Source organism: Enterococcus rotai, from assembly GCF_001465345.1.
GTDB lineage: Bacteria > Bacillota > Bacilli > Lactobacillales > Enterococcaceae > Enterococcus_L > Enterococcus_L rotai.
In genome coordinates this window covers 2,604,113-2,624,185 of the sequence record NZ_CP013655.1, presented here as the reverse complement: position 1 = coordinate 2,624,185, position 20,073 = coordinate 2,604,113, and the positions used below count along the sequence as shown (strand labels likewise).

Here is a 20,073-nt window from a genome sequence, read left to right as displayed (position 1 = left end):
TCCCGAACGATCCTATTTCAAATTGACAATACTGCAACATTCCTTTAACATTAAATGTAAGGGAACAAGTTTTTATACCAAAAACGAGCGTTTTCGATAATTTGCATAATTAATGATTCAATGAATATGAAATACTGGTATTACTGGAAGTTGTCCTAGTTTTGGGATAGCTTTTTTATTTTACCTAAAACGTCGTTTTAGGTAATCACTAGATTACTTGTTCAAGATAATCCCTCAGTTTAAAAGTTGAAATGAGCTTAGAATCTCTCTACCATTAACGTAGTTTTACCGAATATAGATTTAGTTATAAGTTTTGGTGCTTTCTTCGTCTTTTTTCTCTGTAAAGAGATGCTTCACTTATTCCAGTTTTACGTGAGACATTTTTCGTGGTATCTTTCTTCAGCAATTCCATTGCTAGATCCAATTGATCCTTGCTGAATTTTTTTGGCCGTCCTTCTCGAAAATCAGGATTTAATTTGGCAATCGCCTTACCTTCTTGTGTACGTTCTACGATCATATCTCGTTCAAATTCTGCAAATGCCGAAAAAATTGTAAATGTCAATCTTCCAGTTGGTGTATTCTCGATTATACCCATATTCAAAATATGCACTTTGATTCCTCTTTTGAAAAGATTTTGAACAGTCTCCAATCCTTGAACAGTTGATCGAGCGAAACGATCTAATTTTGTGACGACTAACGTATCACCTTCAGATAATTCTTTAAGCAGCGTTTGAAATTCTTTTCGATCGATTTTTGTTCCTGTGAATTTTTCGGTATAGATTTTTTCACAACCGGCTTTTTTCAAAGCAACAATTTGAGATTCTAAATCCTGTCCCCAGGTACTCACTCTTGCATAACCAAAAATCACAATTTTTGCCCCATTTCTCACCTTACTTATGATAGTAAGATATGACAGTCTTACAGCCTTTATTTTATCAAATCACACAAACGCTATCAATACTTTTTTAAGTTTTGACAGTCGGAACCTTTAGTGATAAAAAAAGTTAAGAAATCGATAGGATATAATCCGATTTCTTAACTTTTTTTATTTCTTTTTTACATTTTAATTATTTAAATAATGCATTCACTACTGTTGAACTCATTTTTACAGATCTTGATACTCCGTTCCCAGAATTAGAATGTATACCAATAACCTGATTTGATGCATTCATTACTGGACCACCGCTCATCCCTGGTGCAGATTGAATTCCCGAAGATTCATATAACCAACCAAACCATTTATTGTGGGTGGAGGTCACTAAGTTACCCGAACTTTTGGAAAAAGTAACGTCATTAACTTTCCCATTGTATCCATAGAGCATACCATAACCTCGACTTGGTGGATTTTTCAAAATGCTCAAATTAGCTGGGGCTTTACCAGCATAAAGCTTTACTTTCAAATGTCCAAAATCTGATCTCCAAGCATCCTGTAATGGGGTTTGAATCCAATCCATATTGGTAACTTGTTGCGTGATCCCGTAAAGAGCTGTTGTATTGATACCACCTGTCTTTGATCGTGTACATCCTAATAATATGCTGCCAGATCCAGCCCAACCATAACCATGCTCTTTATCATAAAACACATGACCAGCAGTTGCAAATCTATCATTGGCAATCTTAAAAGCTGTAGCTGAACCATGTTCCACTCTTCCATCACTTAAAAAATAGTATAACTTTACTTTACCAATACTGCTATTTGGGTTTCCAGTAACGGGGGCAGAAACTCTTGCTCTAGTTAGTGGATTATCTAATTCACCAAAAGATTCCTCAAATGTTATCTCTTCTCCAGAATTTATGTCCGTTATTCTAATTTCCCCAGTGTAATCAGGAAATTTTTTTCTATATGCTTCTTTAACAATTTGATGCCACTTATCACCGTCAATAGTAATTTCTTGCGCTCCACTTCTAGTCATTTTTTTTGTCATGCTAGCACTGAAATCAATAGACTCAGCTTCTTTTGTTTGAACATCTGTCTCTCCTTGCGTTGCTTCAGCTTTCCCCCAAAAAAGTACAGAGCTTAGCAGAATCGTTAATAAAGTAGTCAGTAATAGGCCCTTTTTTCTCATTTTTTACTCTCCCTTTTTGTTGTATATAATACTTTTTGCTTCATACTCATCTGAGTCATGTCCATTTGAATAATAGACTGTCACTTTTATTTCATTTGACTGTATTTCAGAAAGCTTAATCGCTAAGTTCAATTCTGATTTTTCTTTACTAAGAACTGAACTAGTTAGCATCAAGTCACCATGAATGCTATCAACTAATTCCCACTTACCATCTTTCTTTATTGAATACTCAGTCTCAGAATCTAAAATCATGATATCCTCATTAGTATGATTCTCAATTTGTAATTTCGTCCCATCAAATTTAAAGACAATAGGTTCTTCTTTTTTAGGAACTTCTTTCATTCTTCTATCAACTTTTGAACACCCTACCATTAATACTATGAGCAAACTTAACAAAACAAATTTTTTCACTGTTAATCCTTTCATAATTTTTTTTAATTTCATATAGATAATTATATCATATAAAAAGACAAAAACAATATTTTTCTAATTCGACAAAAAAAACTATACCTAAAACGAATGTTTTTGGGATAAAGAAAAACACCATGAATTTTCATGATGTCTTTTTTGCTTTTTATTATAGAGTATTCATATTTCTGTCTACTTTATTAGATACTGTCCACTTTTAAACTCTATTCTTCTTCTTCCGCCATGAATGTATTGAAAACTTCTTCAATCATATCCCATTCAGCGTCTGTTTCGATTTGTTGTAATTCGCCTTCTGTTCCTTCGTTGTTTTCGATGTAAGCATAGGCTTGTAATTCAACATCTTCTTCTTCTGGAACACCTGCTGGATAAAGCAGTACGTAATTTTTACCAAATTCTTCTTGTCCATCAACGGTTAAAAGGATTTCGTATAGTGTTTCGTTTCCTTGTTCATCAACTAATGTGATGTGCTCATGTCCTTCGTGGTCATGATCGTGGTTATGCTCTTCTGCCATTGTTATGCTCTCCTTTTATCTGACACTTGTTTTCTAACAAGTCGTTTAAATTTTATTGCTAGCGCCATCTAGATAATTTTGTAAAATCATGACAGCAGCTACTTTATCGATTACTTTTTTTCTTTTCGCTCGAGAAGTATTGGCTTGTTCAACTAACATACGTTCTGCCTGAACCGTTGTTAAACGCTCATCCTGATAAGTAACAGGTATTTGGAACATGTCTTCGATTTTCTTTCCATACGCCATTGAGGCTTCTGCTCTTGGCCCAATCGAATTGTTCATGTTTTTCGGCAATCCCACTACAAAGCGAGTTACTTCATATTCTTTGACTAATTCTGCTAATCGATCAAAGCCAAATTCTTCCTGCTCTTCATTGATCCGAATGATCTCAACACCTTGAGCTGTCCAGCCAAATGGATCACTAACAGCGATTCCTACAGTCTTTGACCCAACATCAAGTCCCATTACTCTCATCGAATAGTGATTCCATGATCGGATAAGTAATATTTAACCAGCTCTTCCATGATCTCATCTCGTTCGTGACGACGAATCAAATTTCGAGCGTCTTGATAACGAGGAATGTAGGCCGGGTCTCCAGAAAGCAAATAGCCCACAATCTGATTGATCGGATTATATCCTTTTTCCTCTAAAGCCTTGTATACAGTAGCCAGAGTCTCACTTACTTCCTTCTTACGACTGTCATCAAAATCAAAACGTACAGTTTCATCTGTAAAACCCATTTATCTACACCTCACTTTTATTCTATTCATACAGTTTCATTCTACTAAAAACAAGGCAAAACTACAAACAAAACTTAACATTTTCTGCTATATATTAAAGATTTCCTTTAATTTTAACAGAATTGGATGATTATTCAGCAAATAAAAGTGTTTTTACTGTAATTTTAGGTAAAATAATCGCGATTCTTTTCTAATGACTGTTTTTTTATTGTATACTATTTTAAAGTGTTAAAGATAAAATAAAGGAGTTTTTCTTATGTTTTTCGGTATTAGTATTGTAATCGTCGTGTTATTAATCTGTCTATTTGGACTTTTATTGAAGCAATCGAAAAAACCAACTGGGGTTTTAGGTATTTTGATGATGCGACTTTGGAATGCCGTTTATCTGCCTTTAGTGAAATGGACAATGAATCGCGTGGAGTTAGCAGATCATTCGATTATTTTGGACATCGGTGTAGGGAATGGTCGTTCAAGCGAATATCTGGTTAACCAAAAAAAGGCATTAACTGTCACTGGAATTGATCTTTCTGAAGCCGCAATTTCTCAAGCAATCAAGAAATACTCGAGTGAAGCGATCCACTTTAAGACAATGGATGTTCACAAACTTGCATTTAGCTCCGAAACGTTCGATCTAGTCACCGCATTCCAAACACATTTTCATTGGGATGATTTAGACCAAGCTCTCCATGAAATCCATCGTGTTCTTAAAGTAGACGGAATACTCGTATTTGCTTGTGAGACAGCCAAAATCAGTTACTTTTTACCAGAGTTGAAAAAAGTTGTCGTTTTTCAAGCTTATATGTCAAAGTTAGGCTTTTCATTCGTTAATCACGACACAACTGATCAATGGACTATGTTTAGTTTTAAAAAAAAGTGATGCAAAACGAAACTATCGCTTTGCATCATTTCACTTTTATAAATTAGTCATCACTTTAACTAGCAAAGCCTTCTGGGCATGCAGACGGTTTGCGGCTTCTTGATAAATTGCAGAATGGGTTCCATCAATGATATCAGCTGCTACTTCTTCACCTCTATGAGCAGGTAAACAATGGAGAAATAAGTAATCTTTTTTCGCTTGAACAGCTAATCGATTATTCACTTGGAATGACTTAAAGATCGCTTCACGTTCTTTTTGTTCCGACTCATCTCCCATGCTTGCCCAAACATCTGTTACTAAAACATCAGCATTTTTGGCTGCTTGCTCTGGGTCTGTTAAAATCTCTATGTTACTACCGCTTAGCTGGGCATTCTTTTTAGCTAACGCCACATATTCTGCCTTGGGTTCATAGCCCTTAGGTGTTGCAATCGTCACATCCATCCCAACTAAGCTACCACCAATTAAAAATGAATGGGCCATATTATTCCCATCCCCTATATAAGTTAATTTAATCCCTGCCAACTTGCCTTTTTGTTCATAAATGGTTTGAAAGTCTGCTAAGATCTGACACGGATGATGATCGTCAGTCAAGCCATTGATTACTGGAATCGTGGCTTCTGCAGCAAGTTCGGCAACCATTTTATCTGAAAAAGTGCGAATCATGATCGCATCCACATAACTAGACATAACATTTGCCGTATCTTTGATAGGTTCTCCTCGACCCATTTGCGTGCTTTTTGAATCTAAAATAATCGCTTGTCCGCCAAGTTGAATGATTCCTGCTTCAAAGGAAACCCGCGTTCGAGTACTATTTTTTTCAAAGATCATCGCTAAAATCTTCCCAGCTAACACACCTCGGTAAGCTTCTGGCTTCGCTTTTATTGCCACAGCTAGTTCGATGATTGACAAAAATTCTTCTTTGGTCAACTCAGTTAAATTTAAAATACTTTTACCGTACAATGAATTTATCATTTACTATTCTCCTTTTCCGCTAAACCTGTTTATGATGCTAAGTTATTGAACACTTTATCAATTATGCTCAACCCTTGATCGATTTCTTCTTTTGTGATCGTTAATGGTGGTAGAAGACGCAAAACAGTTTGACCTGCTTTTAATGCAAGTAGGCCTTCTGACTCTAATTGATCTAATACTTGTTTTAACGTATTTTGATCGGCTAACTCAATACCGAACATTAGGCCTTTCCCACGCACTGTCATAATGTGCTGATGTTTTTCAGCGATTTTCGTTAGACCAGAATATAATTGTGCTCCTTTTGTTTGAACCGACTGAAGAAAATCAGGCTGATTAATTCGCGTCACAACATGACTTGCAACACTCATTGCTAATTTGTTACCACCGAAAGTAGAACCATGACTGCCCGGTCCAAAAAATTCCGCTAAGTTCGTTTTGCCTAGCATTGCACCGACAGGGATTCCATTCCCCAACCCTTTGGCTAAAGTAAAAATATCTGGTTCAATTTGATACTGTTCATAAGCATAAAAAGTGCCTGTTCGACCAATTCCAGTTTGAATTTCATCAATGATCAATAAGGCACCAAACTCATGACAAAGTGCCTGAACAGACTGAACCCATGACGCCTGTGCAGGTACGACGCCCCCTTCGCCTTGAATCAATTCCAACATAACAGCTGCTGTTTGCTGATTGATTTCTGCTTTTAAAGGCTCAAGCTCGTTAAAGGGTAAGTAAACAAAATCAGGTACTAATGGTTCAAACCCAGCATGAATACCGGCTTGACCTGTTGCACTCATTGCACCATAGGTTCGACCATGAAAAGAATTCGTAAAGGTGATGATCTTACTTCTGCCAGTTGCCTTGCGAGCTAGTTTGATTGCAGCTTCATTCGCCTCTGCCCCACTATTGCAAAAGTAGCTGACATACTCTTTGTTGTTCGCTAATTGTTCAGCGGTCTGTTCTTGAAGCAGATTCTCATATAAGTTAGGTGTATGCCATAAAAGACTAGCTTGATTTTGCAAGACTTGATTCAACTCAGGATCATTATACCCCAAATTCATCACGCCAATACCACTAGTAAAATCAAGATACTTTTTCCCAGAGCGATCAGTCAGTGTATTTTTAGCGCCTTTGATCAGCTCTAGCTCTTTTCTTTGATAATTTGGAAATAAGTAACTCATGCAAAAACCTCCTTCGACTTAATAATAGTCCCCGCATGTTGAAGTTTGTTTGTGATATGAACTTCTTTTACGCCGCCTTTGAGCGCTGTGACCGCACTTTCTAATTTTGGCAACATCCCGCCTTTGATAATATTGGCTGTTTTTAATTTTGGGACGTCACTTGTGGTGATTTCCTTTAACCACTGATTTTCTTTTTTTACACCGGGTACATCTGTTAATAAGTACAATTTTTCTGCTTGTAACTCTTCGGCTACTTTACAGGCGACATGATCAGCATTGATATTTAGCCATTCTCCTGTTTCCGTTAAACCTAAAGGAGCAATGATCGGAATATGTTTTGTCTCAAGTAAATGTTCTAACAATTCAGTATCTACTTGTGTGACCACTCCAACCGCTCCTAATGTATTTTTATCTAGAAATGTTCCGGTAATGATTTGACCGCAAGAAGCATTTAAACCAACTACAGAAAATCCTTCTTGTTGAAAGTGTGTAGTAATCATTGGCTGAACTTGACCAATCAAAACCATTTGCGTAATTTTTAGCGTTTCTTCCGTTGTGATCCGTAGACCATCTTGGGTCTTCACCGGCACATTCAAACGCTGCATCATTTCAGAAATATAATGCCCGCCACCATGGACGATCACTACTTTTTTTCCTGTTTTTTGCCAATGATCGACCTGTTCAAAAAATGATTTTGTTAAGTTATCACTGGCTACTCCACCCATTTTTATAACAATGACCTTCTTCATGCTTGTCGCTCCCTCTTTTTTTACTAGTGCAGATTAGTTAAAATTTTATGGATAAATCGGCAAAAGTTCTAAACCGCAACGTTCATCAAACCCTGCAAAAATATTTAAATTCTGAATGGCTTGTCCAGCTGCCCCTTTTCCTAAATTATCGATCACTGTTACAATCGTCACCATCTTGGTTTGCGGATTATAGGCAAGACCAATATCACAATAATTTGAGCCGATCACTTGTTTTAGAACTGGATATTGTCCAACTGCTTGGATTCGTACAAAAGGACTATTTTCAAAATGCGTACAATACAAATCAACTAATTCCTCGTCAGAAATCGGTTCATTCAATTTGGCATACGTGGTTAGAAATATTCCTCTCGTCACCGGAATCAAGGACGTTGAGAACTGGATTACTTCAAGCGTTGGCGCCCATTTCTTTAATTGCTGAACAATTTCAGGAATATGTTGGTGGCTATTCATTTTGTATACGGTCATATTGTCATGGGTTTCAGAAAAATGAGTTGTTTGTGATAATCCTTTTCCCGCACCTGAAACGCCTGATTTTCCATCAATCACGATCGAGTCCACATCAAGTTTTTTTTCTTTCAATAAAGGCGCTAACGATAATTCTGCTGCAGTCGCATAACAGCCTGGGTTGGCTATCCATTTTGCTTGAGGGTTTTCTCGATATTCCGCCAAACCATAATCAAATTTTTGCAGCAGATCTAGCGGTGCCGCAGAAGAACCATACCAAGTCTCATAAGCCCCAAGTTCTTTCAAGCGAAAATCACCGGATAAATCGATCACTGGAAAATCTGCCTGAATAAAAGGTTCGGCTAATTCCTTGGAAATACCTGACGGGGTTGCAAAAAAGACTAAATCACTTTTATTCATGATTTTTTCTGGATTGATTTCTTCTAAAGGTAAAGAAATAAGGTGTTTCAAATGGGGATTAACAGCCTCTAATGATTTTTTATTCATCGAATGACTATGGATAGAAACAACCTCGACAGATGGATGCTGTCTAAGATAGCGCAATAGCTCTAATCCGCTATAACCTGTTACACCAATAATTGAGACCTTCATTTACTTCACTTCTTTTCCTTTTAGTTTTTTTAAAGGGTGCTGTTTTTCATATTATAAGTTTTCTAATTATACAAGTCAATGGTTTTTTATTAATTTATTAAACTAAAATAAATAAATATACATTTTTGCGAATAAAAAAATCAGGAATAACGTGAAATTCGTCATCCTGATTTTTCTATTTATACAGAAAGGTAAATCACGATCGTCCCATCTGCTTTATAATGTTCAGCATCACTTTTGTAGGTCCGCTGCTTTTCTAAGTCTTCATCTTCCCAAATCTTCTGCCAAGCCCTTCCCACACCTTCTGGACTTGCAACCTCTACTGGGATTTCAACATAAGTTCCAGCTTGAATGATAGATGTCTCTGGAAAACAAGCTTGCTCACTTCCAACTAATAAATCATAATCACCTTTAAAATTACTTTCATAGTTTGAATAAACTGCATAAAAATCTCCAACTAAATGCATCGCAGGTACCTTGTTCCATAATGCAATGATTTCATCTAAACGGTGATTATTCGTGCGAATTTTGTTGCCTTTAATTGTTTTTTCAGTTAATTGAACGGTCATTCCTATCACTCCTTCTAATTTCTAAAATGAGCATAACACAAGAAAGATGACAATAGTCTGTCATCATTTTTATCAATTTTTAAAAATAAAACTGTATCGTAATGATTCCAATTAAAATGAGCAGTCCTGGTAAATAATTGGAGACTCTAATTTTGGTGATTTCCATAATGTTCAAGCTAATGCCCACAATCATTAACCCACCGATCGCACTGATTTCTCCCATCAATAAATCGAGCAGTTCTTTTGGAATATAACGCATCATAACACTTGCGAACAAGGCGATAATTCCTTGATACAAAAAAACAGGGAACGCAGAAAAAAGAACCCCAACACCTAATGTAGCCGTCAGCATGATCGACATAAAACCGTCCATCACAGCTTTTGTAAAGAGCGTTTGATGATTATTTGCTACACCACTTTCAATTGCACCGATAATTCCCATCGAACCAATTAAAAAAATCAACGAAGCCGTCACAAATCCATCTGCAAAATTACTTCCTGGTTTGGCGAAACGTTTTTCCAGTTTCAACCCAAACTCATTCATCTTATTTTCGATACCTAAAGCTTCTCCTACCATTGCACCTATACACAAACTAATCAAGATCACGATAAATGAAGATGTTTTAAAGGCCATCTGAATACCTAATACTAATACACCTAGACCGATTCCTTTCGTTACAGTATCTTTCATTTTCTCTGAAATATTTCGTAAAACAGCTCCTAATAAACTCCCAAATACAATCGCTACCCCATTGATCAAAGTCCCCAATAAAATCATTTATTCATCCCCATCATCCTAATTTTTCATACTTTTTTCTATTATACGATAAGTGACGTTAAAGTGATAATAAATTTTATTACGGATAGACAGTCGATCATTTGTGCAGAGTGATTGATAAATGTGGATCTTTTTACTGTTCCATGCTGTTTTTTCTAGCTACAATCAACTATACTAAGTTTAGATAAGATAGAACTTAAAAGTGAGGAAAATAAATGGCGACAATAGATACAGAAAAAGTCTTAGAAACTTGCTTACTGGCAGGAAAAATCATGCTTGAAAGCGATGCGGAAATGTATCGGGTTGAAGATACTATGAGTCGTATTGCATTAGCGTCAGGTGATTATCGCCTAGTCAGCTACGTTACTCAAACAGGGCTTTTCGTAGGATTAGACGGCACTTCTACGATTCGGATGGTTCAGATTTTAAATCGCTCGATCAATCTAGAAAAAGTCTCTACAATCAACCAACTATCAAGAGAATATGTAACAGGCGTTTTCACACTAGATGAACTTTTAGAAAAACTAAAAACCTTAGAGCAAGAACGAAAATTTTTCCCTTTATGGATGAGATTCGTCAGTGCAGCTGTAGTCAGTGGAACAATTATGATTTTGTTTGGCGGCGTTTGGGCTGATTTGTTTTTAACTTGTTTGATCGGAGGATTAGGCTATAGTCTTTATTACTTCAGCTTAAAAGTCTTAAGGATCAAATTTCTTTCAGAGTTTTTAGCAGCCTTTTTTATTGGCTGTGCTGCTCTTTTAAGTAGTCAAAGCGGATTAGGTGTTAATCAAGATATGATTATTATCGGCTGTGTTATGCCTCTTGTCCCAGGGGTTCAAATGACTAATGCTTTGCGAGATCTTTTAGCAGGTCACTATCTTTCTGGTGTTTCCAGAGGAACTGAAGCCATGATGACAGCCTCTATGATTGGATTTGCGATTGCCTTTGTCTTTCAATTATTTTACTAAAAACTTAATTTACGGAAATAGTCCCTCTTATTTTATAAGAATTCGGAGGTTTTCAGATGATTCATTTACTGGTTCAGTTTTCATTTAGCTTTTTAGCATCAGCAGCCTATGCCATTATTACTAATGTCCCTAGACGCTCGCTGATTGCTTGTGGTTTATCGGGGGCATCTGGTTGGATGTTCTATTGGTTTTCTGTTCAATTAGGCGCTACTGCCGCTTTAGGCTCCTTACTCGGAGCATTGAGTGTGGCGGCTGTTAGTTTTGTCTGTTCACGGCTCCTCAAGCTACCTGTTACAATTTTCAATATTCCCGGAATGGTTCCTTTAGTGCCTGGTGGACTTGCGTATCAGGCCGTCCGCAATTTGGTTATTGGCAACTACGAAACAGCTGCTTATTCTGCGGTACAAGCGGTTATGATCGCTGGGGCAATTGCATTAGGGTTAGTATTATCTGAGGTTTTGAATCATAATATCAGAAACTTTAGAGAAAAACGAGAGCTCGTAGGATTAATTAGAAAAAAAGAAGAAAAATAGCGTTTAATAATAGAGCAGGAGGTGGCTTGATGAGTGCGTTAATTGTTCTTTCATTATGATAAAACAGAAAGGATAAGAAGAATGATCACAAAAATAGAGAATTTAACTACGAATGAATTGGAAGAAATTTTAATCATTTGGCTAACAGCGAATCAGGAGGCCCACCCTTTTATCCCAAGTACTTATTGGCAAGACCACTTTGCTGAGGTAAAAGAAGCATTACCTTTAGCTGAGCTCTACATCCATCGTGATAATGAAAATATTACAGGTTTTATAGGGATCAGTGAAACCTATATTGCCGGCATATTTGTACAGCAAGACTATCGCAATCAAGGCATTGGCCAAAAGCTTTTGAATGAGGCTAAAAATGCTCATAATACGCTAACCCTTTCAGTCTATGCTAAAAATCAGCCTGCCTATACTTTTTATCTAAAGCATGGCTTTCAATTGATGAACGAACATCTAGATGATACAACAGGTGAGCTCGAATATCAGCTTATTTGGGAAAAATAGAAAAGTCAGTTCTCTTTTTGTTAAATGCGCTAATCCCAAATAAACGTTGAAAGCAGAAACAACAATAAGCCAGCATTCACAAAAATTGGTAAAACAATTTTCATGAATGCTGGCTTATTTTTCGGTCCTAAACGTTTCTGGCCCAACCTTAAAATGACCGATAGACATATTGATTTTTCGGTTCCTCAACTTGTTTGACTTTTGTAACATCTACTACAGGAATGTCTCGTTTAAACGGGGCATAATACCCAGAATGAATGGTTCCTGTCAATTCTACCCAGTCATTATTTTTAAAGGTCTGGCCTTCTGGCATATGAGTCAGCAACCCAAACACCCCAGAATCTGCAACGCAATGAATAATTCCAAATCGGAACACAAACACATCAGACTGTTCTTTTTTCGTCGAGTTAAACGCAAATCCTTTATAGCTAATTGTTTTTCCAATAAATTCACTCGGATAATTATAGATCAGTTCCATCACTTCTAAATAATTTTCTTCAGTTACCGTGACATGATCATCTTTAATATACCTCGTTAGCGCTTGTTTCATTTGCTTATCATAATCTGTTTTATCAAAATAAATGCTTGTATCTGGTTTTAAATATTGTGTCTCAACATCTGGATCACCGACCGATTCTTTACTCAAGGGAAAATTAAAGCCTTTTGCTTCAACAATCGATGTATCCAAGCTAACTGTTGGAAATAGAAATCCTACTATTAAAGGTAACACCAGTAACATATAGGCTATCCCGCGTTGATAAGGTTTATTTAAACCATGATCGTGTTCATCATGGTGGTGATGCTCATGCGGCTTTTGATCCACTTCTTTATTCCATAAAATCAGCTGCACGATTGCGAGCACAAAAGAAAGCACCATCGATAAAATGGCTAAATAACGGTAATGAACGTTTATATATTGATTCAATCTACCTGAAACTTGTAGAAACATCATTAATGTAGTATACCCCACTAAAATCAAAAATCTGATCATCTTGCTTCCCTCCTCAAATCGCTAGCGCATACAGACTGACTACGACTGTTACGATCCCAACAAATTTTAACATAAACGACGTTTTAAAATAGCGTTTCATCATCAACAGATTTTTGATATCCACCATTGGACCAAAAACCAAGAACCCGACAACTGGACCATTTCCAAATAAACTTAATAAAGAGGAACCAATAAACGCATCTGCTTCAGAACATAAGGACAACGTAGCTGCCAACACAAGCATAACCAGAATCGCTAAAAGCTTCGTATGGCCTAACTGTAAAATCGCACCGGTTGGTAAATAAGTCTGCATAGCTGCCGCTAACAGAGAACCAAAAATCAAATAACGCCCTGTATCAAAAAATTCATCGATTCCGTGTGTCAATACCGACCAACACTTATGCCAAAAACCTTCTGTTTCATGATCATGCTCTGTTTCTTCTATCGTACAAGCCGCAATTTCTGTTTGTTGTAAAATCGGTTCCTTATTGATATAAGCCAACCAAACACCAACAACTAATGCTACCAGCATACTACCAAGAACCCGCCAAATCACAAATTTAAAAGAATTCCCAAAGGCGATATAGGTAGAAAAAAGCACAATTGGATTAATGATCGGTGCTGTGATCATAAACGCAAAAGCTGTATAAGTTGGCACATCTTTTTTCACAAACTGATGAACGATTGGTACAATACCGCACTCACAAGAAGGAAAAAAGAACCCTAATAGACTTCCGACAACGATCGATAAAAATTTATTTTTAGGTAATAACTTTTTAACTCTGTCTGGCGTTAAAAAGACATATAAAGCGCCCGATATGACACAACCTAACATCACAAACGGTAAAGCTTCGATCACGATCGACAAAAAAATAGTACCCATTTGTAAAACTGAATGAGGTAAAAACTGAAACATCAAATTCCTCCTAACAATAAAAGCGTAGTGGGCTCATTCAGTCTCGACTGAAAAATAGGAAAATATGTTTGTGGCGTTCCTTGCCACACACAGATTTTATCTTTTTTCCGAGAGACTAGCCCACGCAGCTAGATAATCATAAAAGCTGAAAGAGCTCTTTCAGCCTCGACTGGAAAATAGGAAAAATTGATTGAGGTGCTTTTTGCCTCATTCTATTTTTATCTTTTTCCCGAGAGGCTAGCTCTTGAAGCTAGATAATACATGGTAACAACGTTCCACTTCGTTTCACCTTGTACTTTTCAACATCAGTTCATTTTATTCACTGTGTTTCAAAGCAAAAGCGAAGCGAGCTCGTCCAGCCTTGTCTGAAAAACAGCCTCCACTGCATCTTTCATAATGGATTTTTCACATTCAAAAATATAGTTAACTATACTGCAGCCATTTGAAAAAAACAAGCCAAGATCAAGTTTATTAAAACATCTATAATAACTTTACTGCATAATAGAAAAGGGAAAACAAAATCAAAAAGCGATTTTGTCTTCCCTACCATTTATCAGATTGCAAACATTTCTGAAGCTGATTCAGGATCAGTATCATAAACATTAAAGTCAAAATTCACACCTAAACCCTTTTCAGCTAAAATCGACTCCATTGCCATTCTAGCGTGTTCTTTCGTATTGTTTTCTTTACTTAAATGGCCTAAATAAATTCGTTTCGTTTGGTCTCCGATCACTTCAGCCATTGTTAAGGCGCCATCGTCATTTGATAAATGACCTTTATCACCAAGTATTCGTTGTTTTAAACTCCAAGGATAAGGGCCCATCCGTAAGATTTCTAATTCATGATTGCTTTCGATCAAATAAGCATCAGCATCTTTGATTGTTCCACGAATGTGATCACTACAGTAACCCGTATCCGTCAACATTACAAATGAACGATTATCTTTATAGAAACGATAAAACTGTGGTGCAGCTGCATCATGAGAAACACCAAAGCTTTCAATATCCATGTCACCAAAGGTCAATACTTTCCCCATATCGAAAATATGCTTTTGTTCAAGTGCCACATTGCCGATCAACGGATCCATCGCCGCCCATGTTTTTTCATTTGCATAAACATCTAATTTATATTTTCTAGCCAGAACACCAACACCATGAATATGATCCCGATGCTCGTGCGTCACTAAAATAGCATCTAAGTCTTCTGGTTTACGACCCACTTCTGCCAATAAAGAAGTGATTTTTTTCCCACTTAGTCCTGCATCTATCAGTAGCTTCTTATTCTCTGTTTCAATAAAAAGGGAATTACCGGTACTGCCGCTGGCAAGAATGCTGATGTTAAACGCTTTTTCTTGACTCATTTTTCTATTCGCTTCCCTTCATTAGTCTACAGCTACCTATTATACAACCATCTTTACTGATTTTCCACCTTTGGCACAATATTATTCGTGATGATCGTATTACTCATCGCATTGACTTGTTCAATCTGCAAATTGCTGCCATTAGACTTGATTCCAATAAACCAGACTGGTACATATACATTTTTTTCTCGAATTTTGTAAATTCTCGTGTAGGCTAATTTTCCAAAGGTGATTTTTGCATTACTTGGAATTTTATTATTGATATACAGCGTTTCAATAGCGTCACGTTCAGAAGATAAATCAGTCTTATCACGTAATTCCTCAATCCCTTGAATATGAGTTTGAGTATATTTGTAAATTTTGTGGATGTTATCCGATCCATCTGTTTTTTCTAGTTTCAATGAAATCTGTGTAGTATCATCTTTAAATGGAATATTCTTGTAACTTTGAGAAACAACTATCTCTGGGAATTCTCCATCTAAATTAGAGAAATCAGACAAATAGCGATACTGGTTTCCAAATAAAACACTATCCTTATCATTCAAAAACGCTTCTAATGATTTTTCGACATTTTTTTCATCAATAAAGTAACTCGTCTGAGCATAATTCATCTGAGGATAAACAGTCAATGAATTATCCAACAGTTCGATCCCGTTTTTAAAAAAATTACGATCTCTTGTATCACGTTCTTTTTGAATTTCATCGTAGAAATTGGTTTGTTCCCCACTTAGATAATAGCCTTCTTTTTTCTCTCCTGAAAGCGTCCCTTTATAGGTAATACCATCTTTACCAAGGCGTTTTTCGATGCTATCCGTTTGACCAGAAAAAGAAACATTGTTTTCTTCTTTTAAGCCTTCTTGATAGATACCAAAAAGAAACATATTCAACCCCAAGAACGCTAAGAAGAAAATCCATTCGATTCGTTTGAAGTCCATTATTCCACCTCCAACTTCGCTAGATATTCCAGCAATTCTCGTTCTGGATACCACTTATCCTCGTAGCGAATATACCATTCTGGAGTTAGATCGACCACTTGAGTTACTTCTTCGATTTTATGCCAAGTATATCCGATCACCATCGAACTGATTTTTGACTGATCGGCGCCATTGACAGTTAGTTGTTCTAATAAATTTTCAGTCCCTTTCAAATTCACTTCTTCTTCTGAAGGAATCGGCACTTGGATCGTATCCACACTTGTTTCGATAACCACACTTGATTTCTCTGCTTGATCGTTACCGATCGTAATGCGAACTTGTCCTTTGTCATTTTCACTGAAAACTGGAAAACCTTCTACAAATGTTCGATAACTGATCTCCGCATTAGTCCGATCAAAATAGCGAATATTCCCCATATTTGTTCCAAGTTTTTTGATATACTTGAAACTGTCAGAATAAATATTATCTTGCGCCGTCCGCTCCTCTATATCTCCGTCAAAATGAATCGTGCCGAGTTTTTCATCTGCCGTCAAACGTTCACTGCCGCTTGTATAAGATAAGTCTTGACTATCTTCATTAGTCTGGATATCTTCAGCATTAGAGAAAAAAGCATTGCGAAACTTAGTAACAGGTTGGGAAGCCAAAATATAACTGTATTTTTTCATTTTTAAGTCTTCTGATAAATAATAATGCTTGCCAGAAACTACTTGCTGTTCTGAAATCGGGTTATATTGTACACCGACTTTATTCATCAAATTTTGAACCTTCTCACTATTAATAGTGATCGGTGCTTCATAAACATCTTTACGATTAAAATCTAGGAAGCGAATCTTATTTTGAGTTAAGTCCACTTGAATGCAAGTAAAGTAAATTTCATCGACTCCGATATCCGTCAATTTAAGGTCTAAATTATAGACCGAAATATATTCCTTTAACAAAAATGCGCCCTCATAAAGCAGTTCAAATCCCTGATCCATTGATAAATAACTTTCAAATTGATCTGAATCCCCACTGACCGTTTGGGTTAGCTTGCCAAAAGAACTATGTTTGATTTCATTTTGAATGTTGGTAATTAAATTTTCACTATTATTCATTTCTGATTTTCCATTTTGCATACGAACCAAACGTAAGGGTAAAAATACATCCGTATCTATTCGTTCATTAATCACTGTTGTAGCAACTTGTGAGTCATTTTTAACTGGTGCTTCTTTTTTCGAAGAGCTGACCCAAATGGTGAATGAAAAATACAAACTGAGCAATACTAAAAAAATTAAACCGATCCTTACAATTTTTTCTGCTATTTTCATTCCCACCAATCCTCCTCATAAGGTTCATAAGGTAAGGATATATAAAAGGTAGATCCTTGACCTTCCTGGCTTTCAACCCAAATTGCGCCATTATGTGCTTTGACCACTTCTCTTGAAATAGCTAGACCAAGACCTGTTCCACCCTGTTCTCTGGCACGTGCTTTATCCACACGGTAAAAACGCTCAAAGACTTTATTGATATCTTTTTTGGGGATCCCTAATCCTTGGTCCGTTACACTAAACACAACATTATTATGGGTTTCAAGTAACCGACACGTAATTGCGCCTCCATCTGGCGAATATTTGATAGCATTATTTAAGATATTATCCAAAACTTGGATTATTTTATCTGTATCTAGTTCAACCCACAGGTCACGTTTGGTAAATTCACGATGAATCGTATAATTTTTCTCATTTGATTCCACCATCATATCAAAACGGTCTAAAACAAAATTGATCAGCTCATTGAAATTCACATACTCTAGCTGCAACTCACCATTACCAGAATCCATTCGTGATAAATTCAGTAGATCATTGATCATTCGGATCATTCGGTCCGTTTCTTCCAATGTCACTTTTAAAAAATTAGGCGCAATCTCAGGATTTTCCCATGCGCCTTCACTCAACGCTTCAATATAGCTACGCATGCTTGTCAACGGCGTTCGTAGTTCATGAGAAACGTTAGATACAAACTCTCGGCGTTCCCGTTCATTTTTCTCTTGTTCGGTTACATCATGCAGCACACAAACCAATCCAGTAATAAAACCAGACTCTCTACGGATCATCGCAAAATCTACTCGAATAATCATTTGATCTTCTTCCATTGAAGATAACGAGCGATCGATCAAGATCTCTTCTGGCTCTTCCAATAATTTTCGCAAAGTATAGTCTGTTTCTATATCTAATAGTTCTAACAAAGAAGAACCAATGACATCTTCGTCTTTTACATTTAGTAAAGAAAGCGCCATTTCATTGATCGTAATGACTTTTCCTCGTCTATCTGTTGCGATAACACCATCTGTCATGTGGGCTAACACACTATCTAAACGATTCCGCTCTGCTTCCATCGTTTCTTGAGCTTCTTCGATCCTCTCAGACAGTTGATTAAAGGTTTCAGCCAATTGGCCCAATTCATCTTTTCCATAGACTTTGACTTTCCCTGTATAATCACCCTTGGCAATCCGCAAAGCTTGCTCCCTCATTTCACCGATCGGTTGAGTGATCGATCGTGCAATCAATAGTGTAACAATGATTGAAATTGCACCCGCAATAACGGAAGCGGTAAAAAAGATTCGGGCAGTGTCTGTGATTTCCTTATATTTTCCTTCGGTATTACTTTTAACATAAAGAACCCCGAGGACTGTATCTCCAGTCGGGGATTGGATAGGCTGAACATTGATATAGACACGTTTGTCATTATCCATTGCTGAATATTTTTTTGCACTGAAATCATTCAAGTCACGGTAATCATTTTTCTTCCCAACGATTCCTTGTTGATTCAGATCACTGGTTGCCCTGACGATTCCTTTATCATCAACAACACGAGCTTCAATCGTATCAGAGGCAGAGAAGTCACTCAATATTTTTTTCAGATTCGCATCGATCTCTGTTCGATCACGATCTTTTTCACCTAACTTGGCACTCAAAGTACTCGTTAATTGGGTCACTTGAGAGTCAACATTTTTCTTATAGTCTCTGATTGTCGTTGACTCCAACTCTCGAATAAAATAACCACCGATAATTTGAATCGCAATCAATAGCAGTAAAATGAACGATAGCGCAATCTTAAAGTTTACCGATTGAAAAAAGTGAACTTTTTTCTTCATATATCATTACTCCTGTTCAGGGTTTCGTAGATAATAACCAACCCCACGACGTGTTACTAAATAAGTTGGGTGGCTTGGGCTGTCTTCGATCTTCTCTCTCAAACGACGAACAGTCACATCGACGGTACGAACATCTCCAAAATAATCATAGCCCCAAACAGTTTGCAATAAATGTTCCCGGGTCATCACTTGTCCGATATGCTTCGCTAAATAAAAAAGTAATTCAAACTCACGATGTGTCAGTTCAATTTTGCCACCACGTTTTGAGACCATGTAGGCATCTGGATGGATCGTTAAATCGCCAATCGTTAATTCTGATTGTGTCGTTGATTCTGCTTCTTTAGCACTAGTTGCACCACGACGTAAATTAGCTTTGACACGAGCTACTAGTTCACGATTTGAAAATGGTTTTGTTACGTAATCATCTGCACCTAACTCTAATCCTAACACTTTATCGATTTCAGAATCTTTAGCAGTCACCATAATAATGGGCATATCATATGTCTTACGCACTTCTCTAGCAACTTCCAAACCGTCCATTTTGGGTAGCATCAAATCAAGAATGATTAAATCTGGTTCCACTTCCTTAACCTTCTCAACAGCTTCCTCACCATCATATGCTGTAAAAACTTCGTATCCTTCTTTTGTAAGATTGTATTTCACTATTTCTGAAATCGGCTTTTCATCATCTACAACTAATATTTTTTTCATATAAGAGACACCTCTTTTTTCTTTCATCGTTAGATTCGTTAATCGTATTCTCTCCCATTATAC

General features: G+C 36.8%; 23 protein-coding genes. 4 read left to right on the top strand and 19 right to left on the bottom strand.

The genetic code is table 11. From position 1 onward, the window contains the following. Nucleotides 1-304: 304 nt before the first annotated feature. The 6 genes from ATZ35_RS12060 to ATZ35_RS12035 form a co-directional block, all read right to left on the bottom strand. Complete coding sequence (locus tag ATZ35_RS12060; protein WP_208927452.1) at nt 305-868, bottom strand: recombinase family protein; 564 nt, start codon at nt 866-868, stop codon at nt 305-307. 199 nt (nt 869-1,067) lie between these two features. Further along, nucleotides 1,068-2,066, bottom strand: a complete 999-nt coding sequence (locus ATZ35_RS12055) for a trypsin-like serine peptidase (protein WP_208927451.1) — start codon at nt 2,064-2,066, stop codon at nt 1,068-1,070. A 3-nt stretch (nt 2,067-2,069) separates the two neighbouring features. Next, on the bottom strand, nt 2,070-2,477 hold the full coding sequence (locus ATZ35_RS12050; RefSeq protein ID WP_208927450.1) for a hypothetical protein: 408 nt from the start codon (nt 2,475-2,477) through the stop codon (nt 2,070-2,072). Nucleotides 2,478-2,698: 221 nt separating this feature from the next. After that, nucleotides 2,699-3,007: a DUF1292 domain-containing protein gene (locus ATZ35_RS12045; RefSeq protein ID WP_010760984.1), complete on the bottom strand. Its 309-nt coding sequence runs from the start codon at nt 3,005-3,007 to the stop codon at nt 2,699-2,701. Between the two features lie 45 nt (nt 3,008-3,052). Then, nucleotides 3,053-3,481 (bottom strand): Holliday junction resolvase RuvX, encoded by a 429-nt coding sequence (gene ruvX, locus ATZ35_RS12040; RefSeq protein ID WP_208927449.1) that lies wholly within the window; start codon nt 3,479-3,481, stop codon nt 3,053-3,055. Beyond that, nucleotides 3,478-3,747, bottom strand: a complete 270-nt coding sequence (locus ATZ35_RS12035) for an IreB family regulatory phosphoprotein (protein ID WP_010760982.1) — start codon at nt 3,745-3,747, stop codon at nt 3,478-3,480. Before ATZ35_RS12035 ends, ruvX begins: the two co-directional genes overlap by 4 nt. A 256-nt stretch (nt 3,748-4,003) precedes the next feature. Between ATZ35_RS12035 and ATZ35_RS12030 the strand changes: the two genes are divergently transcribed. Continuing rightward, nucleotides 4,004-4,624: a class I SAM-dependent methyltransferase gene (locus ATZ35_RS12030; protein WP_208927448.1), complete on the top strand. Its 621-nt coding sequence runs from the start codon at nt 4,004-4,006 to the stop codon at nt 4,622-4,624. A gap of 36 nt (nt 4,625-4,660) precedes the next feature. Here the strand turns inward: ATZ35_RS12030 and argF are convergent, their stop codons facing one another. From argF to ATZ35_RS12000, 6 genes are all read right to left on the bottom strand, one after another. Further along, nucleotides 4,661-5,596, bottom strand: coding sequence for an ornithine carbamoyltransferase (gene argF, locus ATZ35_RS12025; RefSeq protein WP_208927447.1), 936 nt, complete (start codon nt 5,594-5,596; stop codon nt 4,661-4,663). 29 nt (nt 5,597-5,625) lie between these two features. Beyond that, on the bottom strand, nt 5,626-6,777 hold the full coding sequence (argD, locus tag ATZ35_RS12020) for an acetylornithine transaminase (RefSeq protein ID WP_208927446.1): 1,152 nt from the start codon (nt 6,775-6,777) through the stop codon (nt 5,626-5,628). Then, on the bottom strand, nt 6,774-7,526 hold the full coding sequence (gene argB, locus ATZ35_RS12015; RefSeq protein WP_208927445.1) for an acetylglutamate kinase: 753 nt from the start codon (nt 7,524-7,526) through the stop codon (nt 6,774-6,776). Before argB ends, argD begins: the two co-directional genes overlap by 4 nt. A 45-nt stretch (nt 7,527-7,571) precedes the next feature. Further along, nucleotides 7,572-8,603, bottom strand: coding sequence for an N-acetyl-gamma-glutamyl-phosphate reductase (gene argC / locus ATZ35_RS12010; RefSeq protein ID WP_208927444.1), 1,032 nt, complete (start codon nt 8,601-8,603; stop codon nt 7,572-7,574). A 179-nt stretch (nt 8,604-8,782) separates the two neighbouring features. Then, the gene (locus tag ATZ35_RS12005) at nt 8,783-9,172 is read right to left on the bottom strand and encodes a GyrI-like domain-containing protein (protein WP_208927443.1); all 390 of its coding nucleotides are present in this window, start codon (nt 9,170-9,172) and stop codon (nt 8,783-8,785) included. Nucleotides 9,173-9,251: 79 nt separating this feature from the next. Beyond that, nucleotides 9,252-9,950 carry a DUF554 domain-containing protein gene (locus ATZ35_RS12000; RefSeq protein WP_208927442.1) on the bottom strand — a complete coding sequence of 233 codons (699 nt, stop codon included), beginning with the start codon at nt 9,948-9,950 and terminating at the stop codon, nt 9,252-9,254. A 215-nt stretch (nt 9,951-10,165) separates the two neighbouring features. On the opposite strand from ATZ35_RS12000, the gene ATZ35_RS11995 reads away from it, so the two are divergent. The 3 genes from ATZ35_RS11995 (at nt 10,166) to ATZ35_RS11985 (ending at nt 11,964) form a co-directional block, all read left to right on the top strand. Continuing rightward, a complete protein-coding gene (locus ATZ35_RS11995) occupies nt 10,166-10,918 on the top strand; it encodes a threonine/serine exporter family protein (RefSeq protein ID WP_086281585.1) in 753 nt (250 codons plus the stop codon). 56 nt (nt 10,919-10,974) lie between these two features. Beyond that, nucleotides 10,975-11,451 carry a threonine/serine exporter family protein gene (locus ATZ35_RS11990; protein ID WP_086281588.1) on the top strand — a complete coding sequence of 159 codons (477 nt, stop codon included), beginning with the start codon at nt 10,975-10,977 and terminating at the stop codon, nt 11,449-11,451. An 81-nt stretch (nt 11,452-11,532) separates the two neighbouring features. Beyond that, a complete protein-coding gene (locus ATZ35_RS11985) occupies nt 11,533-11,964 on the top strand; it encodes a GNAT family N-acetyltransferase (protein ID WP_208927441.1) in 432 nt (143 codons plus the stop codon). Between the two features lie 148 nt (nt 11,965-12,112). Here the strand turns inward: ATZ35_RS11985 and ATZ35_RS11980 are convergent, their stop codons facing one another. The 7 genes from ATZ35_RS11980 to yycF form a co-directional block, all read right to left on the bottom strand. Beyond that, a complete protein-coding gene (locus ATZ35_RS11980) occupies nt 12,113-12,955 on the bottom strand; it encodes a TIGR03943 family putative permease subunit (protein WP_208927440.1) in 843 nt (280 codons plus the stop codon). A gap of 13 nt (nt 12,956-12,968) precedes the next feature. Next, nucleotides 12,969-13,871: a permease gene (locus ATZ35_RS11975; RefSeq protein ID WP_208927439.1), complete on the bottom strand. Its 903-nt coding sequence runs from the start codon at nt 13,869-13,871 to the stop codon at nt 12,969-12,971. 553 nt (nt 13,872-14,424) lie between these two features. Next, entirely contained in the window at nt 14,425-15,231 is an 807-nt protein-coding gene (locus ATZ35_RS11970) for an MBL fold metallo-hydrolase (RefSeq protein WP_208927438.1), read from the bottom strand. 53 nt (nt 15,232-15,284) lie between these two features. Continuing rightward, the gene (locus ATZ35_RS11965) at nt 15,285-16,166 is read right to left on the bottom strand and encodes a two-component system regulatory protein YycI (RefSeq protein WP_208927437.1); all 882 of its coding nucleotides are present in this window, start codon (nt 16,164-16,166) and stop codon (nt 15,285-15,287) included. After that, nucleotides 16,166-17,473 carry a YycH family regulatory protein gene (locus ATZ35_RS11960; protein WP_208927436.1) on the bottom strand — a complete coding sequence of 436 codons (1,308 nt, stop codon included), beginning with the start codon at nt 17,471-17,473 and terminating at the stop codon, nt 16,166-16,168. The genes ATZ35_RS11965 and ATZ35_RS11960 overlap by 1 nt, the downstream gene beginning before the upstream one ends. Beyond that, nucleotides 17,470-19,299, bottom strand: coding sequence for a cell wall metabolism sensor histidine kinase WalK (gene walK, locus ATZ35_RS11955; RefSeq protein ID WP_208927435.1), 1,830 nt, complete (start codon nt 19,297-19,299; stop codon nt 17,470-17,472). Before walK ends, ATZ35_RS11960 begins: the two co-directional genes overlap by 4 nt. Before the next feature lie 6 nt (nt 19,300-19,305). Beyond that, a complete protein-coding gene (gene yycF, locus ATZ35_RS11950; protein ID WP_208927434.1) occupies nt 19,306-20,010 on the bottom strand; it encodes a response regulator YycF in 705 nt (234 codons plus the stop codon). Between the last annotated feature and the right edge of the window lie 63 nt (nt 20,011-20,073).